17 protein-coding genes are annotated in these 20,270 nt (G+C 38.6%); all 17 read left to right on the forward strand.

The window, feature by feature from the left end:
* Window positions 1-309 precede the first annotated feature (309 nt).
* The 17 genes from estT to F597_RS0107145 all read left to right on the forward strand — a co-directional run bounded on the left by estT (window position 310) and on the right by F597_RS0107145 (window position 20,213).
* Window positions 310-1,230 carry a macrolide hydrolase EstT gene (estT, locus tag F597_RS0107065; RefSeq protein ID WP_019539029.1) on the forward strand — a complete coding sequence of 307 codons (921 nt, stop codon included), beginning with the start codon at window positions 310-312 and terminating at the stop codon, window positions 1,228-1,230.
* A 72-nt stretch (window positions 1,231-1,302) separates the two neighbouring features.
* The gene (locus tag F597_RS0107070) at window positions 1,303-1,698 is read left to right on the forward strand and encodes a hypothetical protein (protein WP_019539030.1); all 396 of its coding nucleotides are present in this window, start codon (window positions 1,303-1,305) and stop codon (window positions 1,696-1,698) included.
* Between the two features lie 11 nt (window positions 1,699-1,709).
* Window positions 1,710-2,144, forward strand: coding sequence for an SRPBCC family protein (locus tag F597_RS0107075; protein WP_019539031.1), 435 nt, complete (start codon window positions 1,710-1,712; stop codon window positions 2,142-2,144).
* A 562-nt stretch (window positions 2,145-2,706) separates the two neighbouring features.
* Entirely contained in the window at window positions 2,707-3,264 is a 558-nt protein-coding gene (locus tag F597_RS0107080) for a hypothetical protein (RefSeq protein WP_019539032.1), read from the forward strand.
* A gap of 139 nt (window positions 3,265-3,403) precedes the next feature.
* Window positions 3,404-3,832, forward strand: coding sequence for a hypothetical protein (locus F597_RS20290; RefSeq protein ID WP_139224045.1), 429 nt, complete (start codon window positions 3,404-3,406; stop codon window positions 3,830-3,832).
* A gap of 47 nt (window positions 3,833-3,879) precedes the next feature.
* A complete protein-coding gene (locus tag F597_RS21540) occupies window positions 3,880-4,401 on the forward strand; it encodes a WG repeat-containing protein (RefSeq protein ID WP_019539034.1) in 522 nt (173 codons plus the stop codon).
* Between the two features lie 66 nt (window positions 4,402-4,467).
* A complete protein-coding gene (locus tag F597_RS0107095; RefSeq protein WP_139224046.1) occupies window positions 4,468-5,367 on the forward strand; it encodes a hypothetical protein in 900 nt (299 codons plus the stop codon).
* Window positions 5,368-5,503: 136 nt separating this feature from the next.
* Window positions 5,504-6,178 (forward strand): DUF4332 domain-containing protein, encoded by a 675-nt coding sequence (locus F597_RS0107100; RefSeq protein WP_019539036.1) that lies wholly within the window; start codon window positions 5,504-5,506, stop codon window positions 6,176-6,178.
* 199 nt (window positions 6,179-6,377) lie between these two features.
* Window positions 6,378-6,740, forward strand: a complete 363-nt coding sequence (locus F597_RS0107105; RefSeq protein ID WP_019539037.1) for a MarR family winged helix-turn-helix transcriptional regulator — start codon at window positions 6,378-6,380, stop codon at window positions 6,738-6,740.
* A gap of 64 nt (window positions 6,741-6,804) precedes the next feature.
* Complete coding sequence (locus F597_RS0107110) at window positions 6,805-9,264, forward strand: FAD-dependent oxidoreductase (protein WP_019539038.1); 2,460 nt, start codon at window positions 6,805-6,807, stop codon at window positions 9,262-9,264.
* A 45-nt stretch (window positions 9,265-9,309) separates the two neighbouring features.
* A complete protein-coding gene (locus F597_RS0107115; protein WP_019539039.1) occupies window positions 9,310-9,603 on the forward strand; it encodes a rhodanese-like domain-containing protein in 294 nt (97 codons plus the stop codon).
* Between the two features lie 3 nt (window positions 9,604-9,606).
* Entirely contained in the window at window positions 9,607-10,218 is a 612-nt protein-coding gene (locus tag F597_RS0107120; RefSeq protein ID WP_019539040.1) for a class I SAM-dependent methyltransferase, read from the forward strand.
* Between the two features lie 183 nt (window positions 10,219-10,401).
* The gene (locus F597_RS0107125; RefSeq protein ID WP_019539041.1) at window positions 10,402-11,547 is read left to right on the forward strand and encodes a 6-bladed beta-propeller; all 1,146 of its coding nucleotides are present in this window, start codon (window positions 10,402-10,404) and stop codon (window positions 11,545-11,547) included.
* Window positions 11,548-11,702: 155 nt separating this feature from the next.
* Window positions 11,703-13,925 (forward strand): S41 family peptidase, encoded by a 2,223-nt coding sequence (locus F597_RS0107130; protein ID WP_019539042.1) that lies wholly within the window; start codon window positions 11,703-11,705, stop codon window positions 13,923-13,925.
* A 214-nt stretch (window positions 13,926-14,139) separates the two neighbouring features.
* Window positions 14,140-14,913, forward strand: a complete 774-nt coding sequence (locus F597_RS0107135) for an energy transducer TonB (protein ID WP_019539043.1) — start codon at window positions 14,140-14,142, stop codon at window positions 14,911-14,913.
* Between the two features lie 569 nt (window positions 14,914-15,482).
* The gene (locus tag F597_RS0107140; RefSeq protein WP_026327223.1) at window positions 15,483-18,746 is read left to right on the forward strand and encodes a SusC/RagA family TonB-linked outer membrane protein; all 3,264 of its coding nucleotides are present in this window, start codon (window positions 15,483-15,485) and stop codon (window positions 18,744-18,746) included.
* Between the two features lie 15 nt (window positions 18,747-18,761).
* Window positions 18,762-20,213 (forward strand): SusD/RagB family nutrient-binding outer membrane lipoprotein, encoded by a 1,452-nt coding sequence (locus F597_RS0107145; protein ID WP_019539045.1) that lies wholly within the window; start codon window positions 18,762-18,764, stop codon window positions 20,211-20,213.
* Window positions 20,214-20,270: the final 57 nt, after the last annotated feature.

Here is a 20,270-nt window from a genome sequence, read left to right on the forward strand (position 1 = left end):
CCGCTTTTTTCGTGGAAAAAATAAAACAGAATTACCACGAATTTAGTAAAGGCAAAAATATAAAAAACTTCATATCTTCAGGTGCGTGAAAGGAAATAATTTTTTTACTGAAAAATAGAATCTGTTTTAGTTTTTATTGTTATAAGGGGTTGTTTTTTACTCTTATTGCGTATATTTGTGTGATGCAGTAAAATCCGCTTCAATGCTGGTCGCATTTAACTCCTAAGATTTTCGCATTTACATTGTGAAAGAAAGATCTTTATTAGCGAGCGTTGTAAATCATAGGCAGACAGAAATCAATGAAAGACAATGAAAAAAACCGGGCTTTTATTTTTAATTTTCGGACTGACTATGAATAGTTGCAAACAGAAAACTACAGAAATGAAAGAAAAAATAATAACGACCAATGATATTGAACTTTACACGGAGAATTTTGGTGATAAAGAAAATCCTGCAATTTTATTGATCGCAGGAGCCACTGTTTCAATGCTATATTGGGATGAAGAATTTTGTCAGCAACTAGCAGAAAAAGACTTTTATGTAATTCGTTATGACAACAGGGATGTGGGTAAATCTACTTTTTACGAAATAGGTAGTACAGCTTATGATATTGTTGACTTGACAAATGATGCAATTGCCATTTTAGACGGATATAAAATTGAAAGTGCTCATTTTATAGGTATGTCATTGGGTGGCTTAATTGCTCAAATCGCTTCCATAAAATACCCTGAAAGAGTAAAAACTCTTACCCTTATCTCAACAGGGCCCTGGGGCGACTCCGACCCGGCTATTCCTGAAATGGACCCCGGAGTTTTAGATTTTCAAGCCAAATCACAAACAGTGGATTGGGCAAACGAAGATAGTGTTGTTGAATATATGATGGAGGGAGCCGCCTTAATGAGCGGTAGAAAAGAGTACGACAGGAAAAGAGGTGAAAAATTAATAAGAGCCGAATTTAGAAGAGCAAACAACTATTTAAGCATGTTTAATCATGCAAATATACAAGGCGGTGAAAAATATTATAATAGACTGGACGAAATTGAACAGCCCACCCTTATAATTCATGGGACAGATGATCTTATCTGGCATTTTAAACATACAAATATCCTATTTAACAAAATTAAAAATTCAAAACTTCTTAAACTTGAAGGAACAGGACACGAATTACATTTTGAAGATTGGGATACGATTATTGAAGAAGTGGCCAGACATGTAAACACCCGAAAATAAGAACAACGAATCTGATAAGGGTTCTGTGTCAGAGAGATTCAAAAGAACAGATTAAATGAAATCTTAAGGTATATGATAAAAAATTATTATTATTTGCTCGTAGGAGTTTTAGTGATTCTTTCCGCAGTTACCCATGCATGGAATGGACAATTAGTTACTTTACCAATGCTTGATGTAGATGTTCTTGATATACATGCAAGAACTATATTTTTTTATGTATGGCACATTATTACAGCTGAAAATCTGATTTTTGGTGTCGCCTTTCTTCTTATGGCCTTTTATAAGGATTTGTCAAAAGTGAGATTTGCTGCATGGATGATCGGGATTATTATGATCGCCCGATGGATAGTTATTTTCGGGAGCACATTATATAAAAATAAAACCGACTTTTTAGAAATTTTGATAGACTCGATAGCTATTACTATAGTTGTTGTGTTAATAATTTTAGGGATAAGAGTAAAAAAATAATAGACAAAAAAATGCTAGTAATCGAATGTATTTATGAAGCCCCAATAAAAAAAGTTTGGGAAGCCATCACGAATAAGGACCAAATGAAGCAATGGTATTTTGAGGTTTCAGATTTCAAAGCAGAAGTAGGATTTGAATTCCAATTTTATGGAGGAAATGAAAAAAAGAGATATTTACACCGCTGTACGGTTGTGGAGGTGGAACTGCTTAAAAAAATTGCATACACGTGGAATTATGAAGGTTATGCAGGACAATCGTTGGTGACTTTTGAACTGTTCAGTGAAGACCGGAATAATACCCGTTTGAAACTAACCCACTCAGATTTAGACACGTTCCCAGCAGACAACCCCGATTTTGCGGAGAAAAATTTCAACGAGGGTTGGAACAACATACTTGGGCAGTCACTTCGCAATTTTGTGGAAATGGACAGTTTTCCAAATCAATAAATAATATATGAAATATCTGCAAGAGTTAGGAGAGTCTGACGACCGGTATGCTGAACTATATGAAGGTTTGTATAGGGTGGGAGATTTCTCACCATATATTGTGGTTTAGCTATGAATCATCAAGAACTTGACTTTACCTCCTATTAAGACCGTTTATGGGCAACAGTTTTTTTGCTTAAGAGAGGAACCGATTGAGATAAAGCAGAAAGATGTTTATAAAATCTGTTAGGCTAATGAGAAACAGTTTCCAGCAGAAAGATTGCTTTCAATACCTGTTTTAAATAAGAATGTTATTTGTTCTAATTTTTGTTGTGATAAATGACTGTTTATTAATATTGTTGGTATATTTGCAGTTCGTCGTAATTCAAAAATAGAGATCAGGCACAAAGAAATAACGCGTATCTTATGTCTGTTAAGAAGAGAGTATAAGACAAATCCTTATGCTTTATTGCCTGATGATCTTTTCCGATAACAAAGCAGTAACTTATAACATGTAATGCACTCCAGTTCGTCAGGTGTCAGCAGAGTGATGAATAAAAACAATACAATACAATTCAATAATATGAAACAACTTTTTGCGATTACTTTTTTTCTATTGAGCGGTCTTTTGCTTGGACAGGACAAATACAATTACGTACATTTCGACAAACTAACAGAAATTGAAGGTACAGAATATGTGATTGCAACAATTGAGAATAGAGGAAAAATGGTTGAAACAAAAGAGAAATATTTGCTTTTTATCAATACCACAAATAGAGAAACGAAACAGATTGATTTTCATAGAGAAGCATATATTGGAGAAATTAAACAAATCAAAATAGACAGTTTAGAGATTAATGTAATTGTTCTCTCAGCAAGAACCATTGATCTAAACCAAAAGAAAGGCATTGATTGGGAGGATCCGACTCAAATAATCATTTTATCAACAGACGGAAAAGAAAAAACACAACTGACAGAAGATAAGTTTTTTGTACGTACTTGGACTGTAAATAAGGAATCAGGAGCAATTGTTGTAACAGGTCATTACGATACAAACGGCAATAACAAATATGATAAAACAGATAAGAACGAGATCTTGATTTACGATTTAAAAACACTAAAATTAGTAACACGAATATAAATAACCGAACGCCAAGCCGTGGTACGATGTACCATTTGCGAACGACAGTGCAAAATTCATCAGACAAGAAAGTATTTACAAAGCGAGTTTACATTTGGAGAGGTTTTATATATACTTACCACGTTAAAATGATTAAAATGTGAAAATTAAGTTGTTCTACGCCCTATTGACATTATTTTTGGCTGCAAGTTGCAGCAAAAACCCGAATGTTATTTTTAATCCCGATGTTGAAAGTAACGACACAGGAGGTCAGCTCGAAATCTTGAAAATTGAGTTTGTCGATACGGCAACCATCGTGCATTTTGATTTTTATCAATATTCAAGACCCGAAAATTGGTATCGTTTTTCGTCAAAGTCAACGTTGACAGGTGGTAGCGGAAAGGTATACAAAATTATTGGGAGTGATGGCATTACCTTGGACGAAAGGGAAAGGACTCCCCTTGATTCGGGACTTGTAGCGTTTACGCTTACTTTCGAGCCACTTGACAAGAACGAGAAAACGATTGATTTTAGTAGTGATGGTAATTGGAAAATATCAGGCATTAAATTGTATAGTGCCAAACACTAAGTCAAAGAAAGCCATAAAATGTTATAATCCCTATTATCTACGATGGTTTGTCGGGTTGGGTAGAATACGGACCTGAAGCTCATTTTGTAAAAAAAGACGGTAAATATGGCTTAATATCTCCCAAAGGTAAGATTATCATACCAATAAAATATGATTATGTCGGATTACCTCAAAATGAGATTATTGAAGTTCGAAAAAATGGAAAATATGGTGTTGTATCTTGTAAAAATAAAGAAATATTGCCTTGTATATACGATAATGTGATAGTCGATATTCCTATATTTTGGATTGGTGAGGAAACTCCAAAATCAAAAATAGTTGTTTTACACCAAAATAGCTGGAAATATTATGACCTTAAAGGGAAACTTTTACAATCGAATGTACCTTTGAAAGAGATAAATGATAATTACGATTATATCTTTAATTGGGGTGAACCTTCGAATGAACATTATGATTTTGATATCAAACAAAAAGGAGGATTAGAAAAGGAAATTAATAATAGGTTTGAAATTCACCTTCCAACAAAAAATAGTTTTGATAATTGGGACGTCCAGAGCGGCTACAACTAAGTAGTCCGTTGCCCATTGTTTCATTCGTTACGATTTCGCCCATTAACACCCATTATAGTAAAGACAATGAAAAAGACGACATTAACACTTTTAGGACTTTGTTTGACAGTTCTGATTTTCGGACAGACAAATACCAACGAAAAACTTATCGAACTTGGTAAGGCATACAAAGACTTTATGTTTCGTAACGAGCCTACCAAAGAAGTATTTAAAGACGTTAAAGCAAATGTTCCGACGGACTTACAAACTGCAACTGACTTTATTATTCAGACGATTACAACAAAAAATAAGTTATTGACACATAGGTTTCTATCCAGGCCTGACGACCAAACCTTAAAACAAATTTTCATAATCAGAGCCATTAACCTTAACCTTCGAGAGGAAAATCAGGTTGATAATAACAAACTTATAGACAGTTTGACTTCTGAAAATATTCCCACTTATGAGTTAGTTGACAACTATTACGGAATGTTATTTACAGCAGTTGGAAACAAAAATCAACCGTTTGACTTTTTAAAAATTGATTTTAAACTTAAAGACTATAAACTCAGAGACGATACAGAAAAAGGTATTTTGTTTTTATGTTGTATGGACTATTGTGGCAAGACAATTTGGGGATATATGAATGTTGTCAAGCCACCAAACACACAAAAAGCATATGAGAACATAAAAAAATATCCTAAGTTTAACGGACGACCTTATTATCAATACACTGACTTTTACTTTACGGACTTTGAAATGAATATCGTAAAAGACAAAGGAATACAGAGCTATAAGAGCTATTACCTTAACAAGTATTACGAAACACTTTTATCCCATTTGATTTGTCTGAACAAGGAAGACGGAACTGATAAAGAAATTAACGATTTGTTGCTTGGTTCAATTTTGAAAGAAAGAAATCTCTACAAATACACTAAGTATAAAGATATATTAGAAGAAATTTTTAAAGAACAGAAACAAGAATAACGGATGCTAACAACGGATCGGCGTCAGCCTGCCTGACGTGCAAACATGGAATTTTGTGCTTCGATTGTCCGCCCGTTGGGAGCAAGTGCAATAGGATCACCGAACACAGATAAAAATTAAACAAGTTCATAAAATTATGGGATACTATATTGACTTAGAAAAGATAACAATTGATGATTATCGGATAAAATTAGAATCAGCATATTTACCTCCGAGCAGAATGATTCTTAAAGAAAAGTTGGATGAGCGATTCGGATATCTAAAGAGTATCGGGATTAAAAATGTCAAAGGACTGATTCAGTTACTCAAGAAAAAGGACAAATTTACAGAACTATCAAAAGTTGATTGCTTGTCGGGTGATTATTTAACTATTTTGCTTAGAGAATTAAACAGTACTTTGCCAAAGCCAAATAAGCTTGCTGATTTTATCGGAATTTCAAAAAACACAATCGACAAGTTGGAGAAAATTGGAATTAAAAATACAGAAGAACTATATGGAAAAGTCATAAAAAAATCTGATAGAAAAGAACTGGCAGATTCGACAGGGATAGATTATCAGGATATTTTAGAATTGACCAAATTGACTGATTTGTCGAGAATAAAATGGGTTGGGGTGACTTATGCCCAGATATTATACGATTTGGGAGTAGATACAGTAGAGAGAGTCTCAAAATCTGCCCCGGTTGATTTACATACAAGAGTGAACCAGTTTATTAAAGAAAAAAATATTTTCAAAGGACAAATTGGATTGAATGATATAAAGATATTAATAGAAGCTGCAACTGAAATACCATTGGAAATTGAATATTGAGAAATAAATAAACACCAGATATCAGCACAAAACCCGTTAGCGGTCAGTTTACAAGACGATACATATTCAGTTTAAAGACGATACATATTAGGTGTGCTCATTTATTGGAGAGCATTAAATTAAATTATTGAAAAGTTATTTGGATGCTAGCCTGAAAAGTATTTACTTTGCAAATATTTTGTAATAGCAATTATTTTCAATGGAATCAATCTGCCGTTTAAAAGATCTTTATAAGATACTTTACGCTTATGAAAAGCAGTTTGCAGAGGAAGCAGGGATTACCATCAATGAAGGGGCGCTGCTTTGTTGCCTGAAAGACGGTAAACCGAAATCTGCCAACGAATTATGTGATTTTATCGGACTGTCGGGTTCGAGGGTGTCGCGTATTATTCATACTATAGAAGAAAAAGGATATATTTTGCGCGAGATTGGAGTTTTCGATAAGCGTCAGATGATTTTTACACTGACGGATGCCGGCAAACAAAAAATCAGGGAGATGAGGGAGTTCAATATAGATGTAAATTCTTTGATGGATAGATTGAAGTCTGTGGCAGAAGAGTAAAAAATTTTACCTATATAGTTGCCATTAGCAAATATATAGATTGACAAATAAGTAACACATAAATATGAAGATTATTATTATCGGGGGAGTAGCCGGAGGGGCTACTGCAGCTGCACGTCTCAGGAGACTGGATGAAGAGGCGGAAATTATTCTTTTCGAGAAAGATGAGTATGTATCTTATGCCAACTGCGGACTACCGTATCATATCGGAGGAACAATCGGGAACCGGGAAGATTTATTCCTGCAAACTCCGGAAGGATTCAGAAGTCGTTTCCGCATTGATGTCCGCACAAAGTCGGAAGTTATCGCAATAGATCCTGCACAAAAAGCTGTCACGGTAAAGGATTTGAAAACGGCAACCATATATGAGGAAGGATACGATAAACTCATCCTTTCTACCGGTGCAAAACCCATAAAACCGGCGATCAGTGGCATAGAGAATGAAAACATCTTTTCGTTGCGCAATGTGCCGGATATGGATCGGATAAAATCTGCAATCACCGGAAAAAAAGCAGCATCGGTGGTGATTGTCGGAGCAGGGTTTATCGGACTTGAAATGGCTGAAAACCTAAAAGAAGCCGGACTATCGGTGTCGGTGGTAGAGCAGGCCGATCAGGTGATGGGAATGGTGGATTACCCCATGGCCTCTATGGTGCATCAATATCTCCGTTCACAAAAAATAGACCTTTTTCTTAAGGAAAATATTATGGCGTTTGAATCTGATAACGGGTATATCAATGTATATCTGGCAAGCCAAAAATCCATTACGGCTGATATTGTTATTTTGAGTATCGGCGTAACGCCTGAGAATGGCCTGGCTAAGGACGCCGGGCTGGAAATCGGCCGTTTGGGAGGAATCGTGGTGAATGACTATATGCAGACGTCCGACACGGATATCTATGCGGTAGGCGATGCCGTGGAAGTGAAGAACCCTATCACCGGGAAACCCGCGCTTATCCCGCTTGCCGGCCCGGCGAACAAACAGGCGAGGATCGCTGCCGATAACATCATAACGGGAAACAGAAGGGTTTACAAAGGGACGATCGGAACTTCCGTCGCCAAGGTATTCGATATGACAGTTGCCTCTGCCGGTGCTTCAGAAAGGTTGCTTTCGCGGGAAGGAATAAAGTATATAACGTCGATCAGCCATGCAGGGTCGCATGCCGGCTATTATCCCGGTGCTTTACCGTTGTCCGTCAAAATCAACTTTGCTCCCGACGGAAAACTACTCGGGGCACAGGTGGTCGGATTCGACGGGGTGGACAAGCGTATTGACCTGTTGGCGCAGGTGATCCGTAACGGGGGAAGTGTTTACGATCTGCAGGAGATAGAGCATGCGTATGCACCGCCTTTTTCTTCGGCGAAAGATCCGGTGAATATGGCAGGATTTATTGCCGAGAATATCCTCACCGGACGGGTAAAGATTGTCCACTGGGATGATATGGACAAGGTGGGATCCGATACTATGATCCTTGATGTAAGGACAAAAGAGGAATTTGAATTCGGCCATATCGATAAGGCTGTCAATATTCCCCTGGATGAATTGCGGGACAGGCTTTCCGAAGTTCCCGCCGATAAACCGATTTATATTTATTGCGCGGTAGGGTTGAGAGGCTATACGGCCTCACGTATCCTTTTACAGCACGGATATTCTACTGTTTATAACTTGTCGGGAGGGTATAAAACCTATTCGTGTGTCATTCACGATCAACGGAATGGTACCGGTCTTGAATGCGATTTCGTTCCTGTGATCCGGGATGACGGGGAGATAAGGGTGGATCAGGAGAAAAAAGTTATTGTTGATGCCTGCGGATTGCAGTGCCCCGGACCGATCAGGGAATTGAAAAAGCATTACGATACGCTATCGCCCGGGCAGCGGTTGACGATAAAAGTTACCGATCAGGCTTTCGGGCAGGATCTGAACGCCTGGTGCAACATGGTGGGAGCAAAGCTTATTGATGTCGATCATTCGGGAGGAGTCATTACAGCTACTGTAGAAAAAACAGAGGCGAAAAATTCTTCCGCATCTGTAAGTAATCATTTTATGAATAATAGCGATACCAAAACATTGATTGTTTTCAGCGACGATCTGGATAAGGCATTGGCAACCTTTGTAATTGCAAACGGCATGCTGGCGTCGGGTAAAAAGGTGAGTATATTCTTTACGTTTTGGGGGTTGAGCGTTATTAAGAAGCGGTACAAACCCGCTGTGAAAAAAGATTTCATCTCCCGCATGTTCGGTATGATGCTTCCTTCGCACAGCCGCAAACTGGGATTATCGAAAATCAACATGATGGGCGCAGGCGGAAAGATGATGAGATATGTGATGAAAAATAAACATATAGACAGCCTGGAGGAACTGATGCAGCAAGCCATAGACGGAGGAGCGGAGTTAATAGCGTGTTCCATGTCGATGGATGTGATGGGGATACAGAAAGAAGAACTGGCGGATGGAGTGACTATTGGTGGAGTGGCTACTTATCTGGAACGGGCTGAACAGTCGAATATCAATTTATTTATTTAAAGTTTTGTGCAGATTAAATTGAGTATACATAATAAACAATAGGAAATGGGATTTTTTAGAAATATATTCAAATCGCCGGGTAAGGGTGAATTAAAGGAGAAGATTCAAAATGGCGCATTATTATTGGATGTGCGTAGTCGGGAAGAGTATAATTCCGGTCATGCTGCCGGGTCGGTGAATATTCCATTGGATATTCTGCCGGATGAAATCAGGAATCTCAATAAAGATATCCCCATTGTTGCCATTTGCCTAAGCGGTGCACGAAGCGCTTACGCTGTGAACTTACTGAAAAGCGAAGGATTTGAAGCGTATAACGGCGGTGGATGGCAATCATTTTAGGAAATGAACACAGATTGGAATAAACGCTATTCCGTAGAGGAATATATATATGGGAAACAACCCAATCATTTTTTTCGGACGGTCATGGATACATTGTCTCCGGGAAAAATCCTGTTGCCTGCGGAAGGAGAGGGGAGGAATGGCGTATATGCGGCATGCAGAAAATGGGATGTTACGGCGTTTGACAGTAGTTCCGTTGCCCGGCAAAAAGCGCTGGAACTTGCCGGGGAGAATGGTATTGGAATTAATTATCATGTATGTGATTATCCGGATTTCAATTGTCATGAAAGTGTTTTTGATGTGATTGCGTTTATTTATGCGCATCTTCCTGAGGAGCAAAAGCATGCCTGTTATAAGCATTTGTCCCCTTGTCTGAAGATTGGCGGAAAAGTAATCTTCGAAGCATTCAGTAAAAATCAGCAAAAATACCAATTGAATAATCCGCAGGCAGGTGGGCCAAGAGATCCTGGTATGCTCTTCTCAATTGAAGAGGTAGAAGAAATTTTTACCGGTTTTCATATACTCAAATTAGAGGAAAAAGATATCTGTTTATCAGAAGGCTACGGACATATTGGAACTTCTTCTGTGATTCAATGCATAGCCGAAAAAATATAGCAATACTATATTTCTATTTATCTTAGTTTTTGTTGTAATGATCGATTGTTTTCTAATACTATTGCGTATATTTGTGCCGTTAACAGGCTTTGGCACAATAGATCCCGTCCATCGCCAATATCAGTGAAAAATACAGCGATGGAGTTAGAATTAGTAGTCTAATATTTAATTAAAATTTGTAACATGAAATCAAAAACCCAAATTCTATTTTTTGCGGCCCTTGTATTGGGTGCGTATTGTTGTTCATCCAAAGGTGATGGTTCGGTATCGGAAGTCATTGTAAATGGAGATAAAGTATATGTTTTTTCATTGAATGACTTGAAATCGGACACAACAATATTACCTCTCAGCAGTTTAGTGGAAGATTGCGCTTTAGTGCAATTGGAATCCAATGAAGATGCGTATGTTGATCCATGGTTCACTACGGTTACTGATAAATATATCGGTGTAAGGCAGCGGAGCAATAAACCTTATATGCTGTTCGACCGTTCGGGAAAATTTCTTTGCAAAGTCGGTTCGATTGGGGGAGGTCCCGGCGAGTATACTATATCGCTTTATGATGATATTATTGACGAAAAAAATGAGTTAGTATATCTGGCGTCTATGAGTAGTGATAAAATACTGGTGTACAACACATCAGGGGAATTTCTTAAAGATATCATTGCACCTCACAGGCTGAAAAAGCCTAAAATGTTTCTCTCCAATGATGTCTTGACGGTCGTACATATGCCGTTTAGTGACGACAGGGCTGTTGCCATACAGTTTGATGTTAACACAGGTGAAATCCTGAAAGAATTGATCCCACCCTCACATTTAATTGTACAAAATTTTAACGGTGAAATATTCAATACGAGAAATGCACCGGGTATATTTGATTTTCTCCACACCAGTAGCGATACATTGTATCACTTTGATGTAAAAAACAATAAAATATTGCCTGCCTTCATGATGACATTCGATTCGTCTGAAAAACCTTACAAACAATATTATCAACTTAATAAAGACATGTTACTGACCTTTATATTCGGTAAAGGTTTAGTCACAACAGACCTGAAGAATAAGACATCGTCATGGATTAATGTTGTAAATGATTATTATGGAAACATGCCCGCACCGACCTATATTGTTCAACTTCGCGACGGATATTGGGTACATAACCTTCAAACCGAACAGTTAATGGAGGATATTGAAAATCGCCTCGCCAAAAGGGATTGCACCGAGAATGACAAGCAGATACTTAATAAAACGCTTTCGACCCTGGAAGAAGGAGCAAACAACGTGGTGTTTATCGGAAAGTTGAAAAGCGAAGTTAAAACAAAGTTGTGGTGATTTTGAGAGGTCGCTCTGCAATAAACGGTTTGGCGCAATGGAGAGGCAGTCACTCTGAGGAAAACACTGCGCGTAAACCGTCACTGCGCAAGTTCCCGTTCGTTAGATTCAAAGTAGTTGAAATATAAAAATTAGTAAACCTAAAAAATAGTATAATGAAAAGGGTGATTTTTACAGTTATTGTTTTGGGATTGACACTATCAAGTTCATGTCAAACAAAGGAAATCGAATCGAAATTTAATTTCGGATTTGAAAAAATAGAAAATGGAAAGCCCACCGGATGGTATAATTTTGGTAGTGCCGATTATCAGATATACCTGGATTCAGTATCAGTGAAAAGTGGAAAATATTCGGCTGTTATTGAATATGGCGGAGAGACCTCCAATTACAAAGCCTTGGCTTTTACCCTTCCCCATAATTATGAAGGAAAGCAAATCACCTTATCTGGTTACATTAAAACGGAAAATGTAGCGGATGGTTATGCAGGCTTATGGATGAGAATTGATCCGGGGATTGCATTTGATAACATGCATCAACGCGGCATTACGGGAACAACTGATTGGAAAAAGTATGAAGTAACCTTGCAAATGAATCCCTCAGAAACCGAACAAATTGTAATTGGAGGGTTATTGGTCGGGAAAGGAAAAATGTGGCTGGATGATTTCAGCATTACGATTGATGGAAAAGACATTAAAGATGCACAAACATACAAAAAGGAAGAAGTTCCTGCTGATAAAGACAGGGAATTTGACAACGGTTCAAATATTATTTTCCCGGTATTGGATGAGCAATTGATGACCAATCTGGAATTGTTGGGAAAACTGTGGGGGTTTTTGAAGTATCACCATCCTGCGGCAGGAAAAGGAGATTACAATTGGGATTATGAACTCTTCCGAATATTGCCCGAATATTTAAACGCAGGCAATAATAACCGACGAGACAAGATACTGCTGACCTGGATTGAGAAATATGGAGAGATCCCTGCTTGCGAAACCTGTAAGGAAACCCTATCCGATGCTTATCTGAAACCCGACTTATCATGGGTAGATAACAGTAATATGGATATCACTTTGAAAAAGAGAATCAAAGATATTTACATGAACAGGCATCAGGGCAAGCATTATTATATTGCTATGTTTCCGGGTGTAGGAAATCCTGAATTCAAAAATGAAAAGCCATACTCCAATACGCCCTATCCAGATGCAGGTTTCAGACTGTTATCATTGTATAAGTATTGGAATATGATCCAATATTTCTTCCCGAATAAACATTTGACGGATAAAAATTGGAATGATGTCCTCAAAGAATATATCCCCCTATTTCTTTCCGCAAAAAACGAGTTGGAATATGAGTTGGTTTCTATTCAAGTCATTGGCGAGGTAAATGACACTCACGCTAATCTATGGGGGGGCAAGGATAAAGTAGAGGAGTTGAGGGGAAATATGTATGCTCCGTTCAAGGTTCGGTTTATAGAGGAAAAGTTGGTTGTAACAGATTATTACAATCCTGAATTGAAAGAATCGGCAGGTTTGGAAATAGGTGATGTGATCACTCATATCGATGGTAAAACCACAGAGCTTATCGTAGATAGTTTGAAGAAGTATTATCCTGCGTCCAATGAAGCAGCCCGATTACGGGATATTTCCGCTGACTTATTACGATCCCAAAATCAGGTAGTCAATGTAAAGTATGTTTCTTCCGGTCAAATCAAGCAAAAAGAATTAATACTATACCCCAGGGCCAATTTGAATATGTATCATTGGTACAGGGTAAATAAAGACGAGAAATGCTATAAACTTCTGGACGGAAATATAGGCTATGTTACATTGGCATCCATTAATAATGAAGATGTGCCTGTCATCAAAGAAACTTTCAAAGATACCAAAGGGATTATTATTGACATTCGTAATTATCCATCGGCTTTTATGCCCTTTTCATTAGCACCATACTTTGTTTCTTCACCAACCCCGTTTGTGAAATTTACCAATGGAAATATAAATAATCCGGGGGAATTTACCTTTAGCTCAGACCTGAATATTCCAGGTACGGAAGAAATATATCAAGGGAAATTAGTAGTATTAGTCAATGAACTTACTCAAAGTAGTGCGGAATATACAGCCATGTCTTTCAGGGCAGGAGAGAATACTACGATTGTAGGAAGTACAACGGCTGGTGCAGATGGAAATGTGTCGACCATAGTATTACCCGGCGGATTAAGAACTATGATTTCGGGTATCGGTGTATATTATCCTGATGGAAAAGAAACCCAACGCATAGGTATTGTTCCCGATGTGAAAATTGAACCTACAATAAACGGAATAAAAGCAGGGAGAGATGAAGTGCTGGAAAAAGCAATCGAGATTATAAATGAACAATAAAGCGAAATAGAGTAAAACATTCCTATAGAGAATGAAAATTTAAGATCTATGCAGTTTTTTCCTTTGTGTAAACCAGTGGTTTTTTATACCTTTGTCTCTGGATCAAATGTAACATATTTCAGAGTATTTTAGTCAGATGAGTATACGTAAATTTCTCTTTGTTTTCGTCACATGCATTTTTATTGGAGGCTTTGTTGCGAAACAATCAGTTATCATGGCGCAAGATGCGCCGATGTCGAGTAGCGACAAGGTTTTTGAAGAACCCGATATAATGCCGATATATCCGGGAGGAACTCCGGAAATGCACCGTTTTATTGCAAATACGTTGAAGTATCCGGAAGATGCGAGAGCGCGTAATGCCCAGGGATTGGTAGTATATACCTTTGTGGTGGAGAAAGACGGTACACTTTCCAACTTTAATATTATCCATCGTGCTGACTCGTTGCTTAATCAGGAAGCGCTGCGTATTTTGCAGGCTATGCCGCCTTGGCGTCCAGCCAGGCATAAGGGAGAGATCGTACGTTCCGAAACCTATGTGCCCATGTATTTCAGGCTCAATCAGAATGCGGTAGCGTCCGGTAACCCAGTCCAGGCTACACGTAATTATTCTAAAACGAATCCTGAAGTAATTGAGAACAATACTATCTACACTATAGTAGATAAGATGCCGCAATATACCTACGGGGAGTCGGGATTATCTGCTTTTATTGCGCATAATATCCGTTATCCGCGTGAAGCCAGACAGGAAGGTATCGAAGGACGAATCCTGTGTTCGTTTATAGTAGCTAGTGACGGCTCCATCTCAAATATAGAAGTAGTGGAAGGATCGAATAAGTCGCTCAATGAAGAAGCTATCCGTGTGTTGGGCCTTATGCCGAAATGGATACCGGGTGAGAATAACGGTGAAAAGGTACATGTGAAATGTCTCCTGCCCATAGACTTTGTAATAGATGAGGATCCTATCCCGCCCTTGACCAGTAACAAATAAACAAAGCATTATATCTGAGCTTATTGTTGCATCTTCTAAGAATATTTTGTGCTTAGAAGATGCAATTGTTTTTTAAGATGATGTAAATAAATGTAACTTGATTTGCATTGAGTTAATTTGACTAAAATCACAACCTTCCCTTTACTTTGTATTTTCTATTCTTGGAATGATACTTGATATTTAACCTAATCTTGTAAATTACTTATAAATTATAGAGGAATTTATACTAAATGTGATAAAAACAAAGAGAAATTTCAAAAAAAGTGTTGATTAAATATTTTTTTCTATATTTGCAGCCGAATACCCGTCGAAAATAGATTGATATTCCTCAATATTGAGATTAGTAGAGAATATAGAACAAAGGTTAGACTTTCCCCTTACTGATATATAGTCCTGTATTGGATTTTATTGACGTTTCCTGATTGGTAGATTTTTGAATTCTCCAAAGGGAAGGGGTAAATCACTAATACATTGCTTTAATATATTCATATAGATGCTTTATGGATATATTAATAAAGGAAAACAACAACACCCATAATTAAATATTAACATTCAATTCATGCATGTTTATGAAAAGATTAATTTACTTTTTATTATGCTTCTTTATCAGCATTGGGTTGGTAAACGCTCAATTAATGCGGACGACAGGTACTGTAATTTCTGCGGACGACAGTGAGCCTGTTATAGGTGCTTCTATCATGGTAAAAGGCACTGCTGTTGGGACAGTGACAGACTATGACGGGAAATTCTCTTTAGATCTGCCGGCAGGTGCTCAAACGCTGGTTATTACTTATGTCGGAATGGTTACACAAGAGGTTCCGGTAAGATCAGTCGTAAATGTAATTATGCAAACCGATACCCGGACTTTGGAAGAAGTGGTGGTAACGGCTATGGGGCTTACCCGTGAGAAGAAGTCCCTGGGCTATGCCGTACAGGAGATCAGATCGGATGAACTGACCAAGGCCGGGCAAATGAATATAACCCAATCGTTGACGGGTAAGATCGCAGGTGTTCATGTGAATACATTCGGGGGAACGGTAGGCGCTTCTTCCCGCATATCTATCCGGGGAAACTCTTCGCTGAGTGCGAATCAGCAACCACTGATCGTTGTTGACGGAGTACCTATCTCTAATGATACGCAACGTTCCGGCGACAATTATTACAATGGAGTGGACTATGGGTCAGGATTGAATGATATTAACCCTGAGGATATCGAAAGTATGACAGTACTAAAAGGCGGATCAGCAGCCTTATATGGAATGCGGGCAGGTAACGGTGTTATTTTAATCACTACCAAATCGGGTTCAAAAGCCAGAGGAGTGGAAATTTCGTATGATGGCAATTTTACGGTCGATCAGATTGCCAATATGCCCCGTTTGCAGAATTTATATGGACAGGGATCGGACGGTAGCGAATATGCATGGCAACAGAATCATCCGGAAATGAGTTATGCCGATTATGCTTCCACTTACGGATTTCGCTATGTAGATGGAAAAGGAGGAGGAGTAAATGATGGTTACGACGAATCCTGGGGCCCGAGATTGGATATAGGATTAAGTTTACCACAATTTGACAGCCCGGTGATTGATGGGGTTCGGCAGCCAACACCGTGGATTTCCCGTCCGGATAATGTGAAGAGTTTTTTCCAGACAGGGACATCACAAAATCATACAATATCAGTTTTATCTCAATCGGAAAAAGCAAATATCCGTGCTTCTTTGTCTTACAGAAGCCAGATCGGTACAGTGCCCAATACCGATCAGCAACGTTATAGCGGACAAGTGAATTCAACCATGACACTCAATAAATATGTGAAGTTCGACTTATCCGCCAATTATACCCGTACGGAAAGTGATAATTTGTTATGGCAGGGTTATGGAGGCGCTAACCCTATCAATGGTTTGTTTTTATGGTCTGCCCGTCAGATCAACATGCAATCATTGAAAGATAATTGGGCTGAAAAAGATGCCACAGGCGCTTATACGTTCTATAACTGGAATTATAACTATCATGTGAATCCGTATTTTAATATTAATGAAAACACGAACAGTTACCAGCGTGATCGTTTCTTTGGAAAAACGTCTCTTTTTTACGAACCTTTTGATTTTCTAAGATTTGAAGGCCGTCTGGGAATGGATTATTATAACTTAGGACGTTTCGAAAAGCATTATTTTGATTATGGAGACTATCCGGAAGGAGGATTCAGTACTTATACGGAAAAGAATTCGGAATTAAATCTTGATTTCATCGCTTATTTCAATAAAAGATTCGGAGATTTTGATATTAATGCGTTGGCAGGAGCTAACTATCGTGATCTGAATTGGGAAAGCCGTACACTGGGTGCAAGCAAATTGACGGTATTGGGAGTATATACGATAGGAAACCGTAAAGGTGATGCCGCTACCGGTATGGGATACAGCCATATCCGTTCAAATTCTGTGTATGCCAATGCCTCTGTCGGTTGGAGAAGTCAATTGTATGTAGACGGGAGTGTCCGGAATGACTGGAGTTCTACCATCCTCGACCCTATTTTTTATCCTTCTATTAGTATGAGTTGGATTCCAACGACATCATTTGAAGGATTAAAAAATAATGTGTTATCCTTTTTGAAATTCCGTGGAGTTATTGCAGAAATAGGTAACGCCACTTCGGCTTATCGGAGACGTGCAACATACAGCGCTGATTCCAATTCATTCAATGGTGTTGCCCAGATGTATTACAGTTATCAATTTCCCAACGAAAATCTGAAACCGGAGAGTATCCTGACAAAAGAAGCAGGTATGGAAATTAACTTCCTGAATGACCGTATTCGTTTGGATTTGTCTTATTATCATAAAGTGGCAACAAACCAGATTCTTTCTGTATCCACATCAGACGCAATTGGATTCAGTTCGATGTTGATCAATGCAGGTAAGATAAGGAGCCGTGGTGTTGAAGTAATGTTGGCAGGTGATATTCTCCGGAATCCGAGAGGACTGAACTGGACAACCTCATTCACTTTCTCAAAAGAAAATACAACGGTGCTGGAATTATACCCGGGTGTGAATACTTATGGCATCGGCTGGACGTGGGGAATCCCTACACAAGCGAAAGTTGGAGAGCCCTGGGGTGTTCTGGTCGGATCTGCCTACAAACGTTTAGGTTATGATTATGATAACGACGGAAAACCTGATGATGGTTATGAGGGCCCATTGAAAGGGGCGATCAGGGTAAACCAGGAAGGATTGATGGAGCAGCAGAATACACAGAATATCGGATATATTACCCCCGATTTTATAAGCGGATGGCGGAATGAATTTTCGTATAAGAACTGGTCATTGGCTTTTATGCTTGATTTGCGTATGGGCGGTGATATCTGGTCACAATCCATGTCCCATAGTTATGTTGCCGGAACAGCCAAAGCAACGGTGGATAATAATGTTCGTGAGAATGGGATTACTCTCGGAAAAAACTTTATGGAGAATGAAACTTTCGTTATGCAGGATGAGAGCGGCAATTGGGTTGAAAATAACAAGACAGTGGATGCACAACGTTTCTTTGAAGGAACAGGGATCAGTGAATTCAATGTGTTTGACGGTTCCTATTTGAAATTGCGTGAATTTAGTCTGACGTATGTATTTCCAAGTAGTCTTTTGAAGACAAGTGCTATTCGTCGTGCACAAATATCACTGATTGGCTCTAATCTGGCTCTACTGTGGGTACATAAATCAAATACCTTACGGTTGGATCCGGAAACAGGAGGTGTATCTTCCGATAGTAGAGGACTCGGATTTGAACAGGCTTCAGTGCCTACCTCACGTAGTTTTGGGATAAAATTAGGTGTTACATTTTAATTAAGGAGAGATCTTATGAAAAATATAATTAAAAAAACAGCTGTATTGATTGTTTTTGCTGCTATGTTGCTTGCGGGATGTACGGGGTTGTTTGAAGAGATTGATACCAATCCGCTTGCATTAAATGAAGTGCCGCCAACCAATATGCTCGCCAATGTGTTGCGTTCGACTGCAGAAGAGTTTGGAGGTGAAAAAGATGTGTTCGGTACATTTGCCGGTTATCTCGTGAAAATCCAATATCCTGATGATATGAGTGGTTTTACTCCTAATAACAATTCGTATGGTAATAAATGGTATAGATGTTATTATAATAATACACAGTTGAATAAAATGTTGGAGAGTGTACAGGAAGATGCACAGATTGCATATGTTGCTAAAATATGGCAAATCTATTTATGGCAATATCTGGTAGACGCCTGGGGAGATGTCCCTTATTTTGATGCATTTAAAGGTGCTGAAGGTATTCTCACTCCTAAATATGACAAGCAGGAGGAAATCTATCCTGATTTGTTGGCACGGCTTAAAACCATTGCCGATGCTATAGCTGCTAATCCGGGAAGTGGAGAAATTGGTGACGGGGATTTTATTTATGATGGCGATATAAAAAAGTGGCAGAAGTTCTGTAATTCTCTGCGTTTAAGAATTGCGATGCGAATCTCCGGTGTTGCTCCCGATTTGGCCAAAAGTACCATAGAAGAAATATGTGGAAATTCTGTAAAGTATCCCTATATTGACGCCAATGATTCCGGATGTATTTTCTGGTGGCCGGGTGCTGCTCCCTATGAGGAGATGTGGTATGAAGATGAATCATCCCGTCCTGATAACTTCGGTATATTTGATATTTTGATTAATCATTTGAAAGATATGGAAGATCCGCGAATTGGGGTTATCGCTCAACCTGCCAATGACGGAGAATTCCGTGGTTATCAGAATGGTGCTCCAACAGTAGAGAATTTTTCGACAATCTCGCATATTGGCAGAAAATATGCACTGGATCCTAAAGGCTTTACACCTTTCTATAAAGCGTGCGAATCCTATTTCATTATTGCGGAGGCTGCAATGTTGGGCTGGAATGTGGGAATGACTGCAGTTCAGGCCTATGAAAAAGCAGTACTGCTTTCAATGGAAGAGAATGATGTGACAACTGCCAATGCGAATGCTTATTTAGCAGGAAAGGGAAAGTGGGATAATACCAATGACCGTATCTGGGAAGAGATGTGGGTCGCTTTGTTCAAGGAAAACCATGAAGCGTGGAGTTTATACCGCAGAACCGGAGTTCCCCGCGATAATTATGTAACTATCCGTTCAATTTATGGAACAGCCCATAATTCACAACCGTTCCGCGCACCTTATCGCCAAAATGAATACCTCTATAACAAAGAACAACTGGATGTCGCTTTACAGGGTATTGTTGACTATGGTTGGGGTAAACAACTTTGGTGGGACAAGCGTACAGGAGTAAAATAGAACCGGTTTATTATTGAATATGTATAGAAATAATGAAAGCTGCGGAATAAAATTCGC

This window comes from Proteiniphilum acetatigenes DSM 18083, from assembly GCF_000380985.1.
Taxonomy (GTDB): Bacteria; Bacteroidota; Bacteroidia; order Bacteroidales; family Dysgonomonadaceae; genus Proteiniphilum; species Proteiniphilum acetatigenes.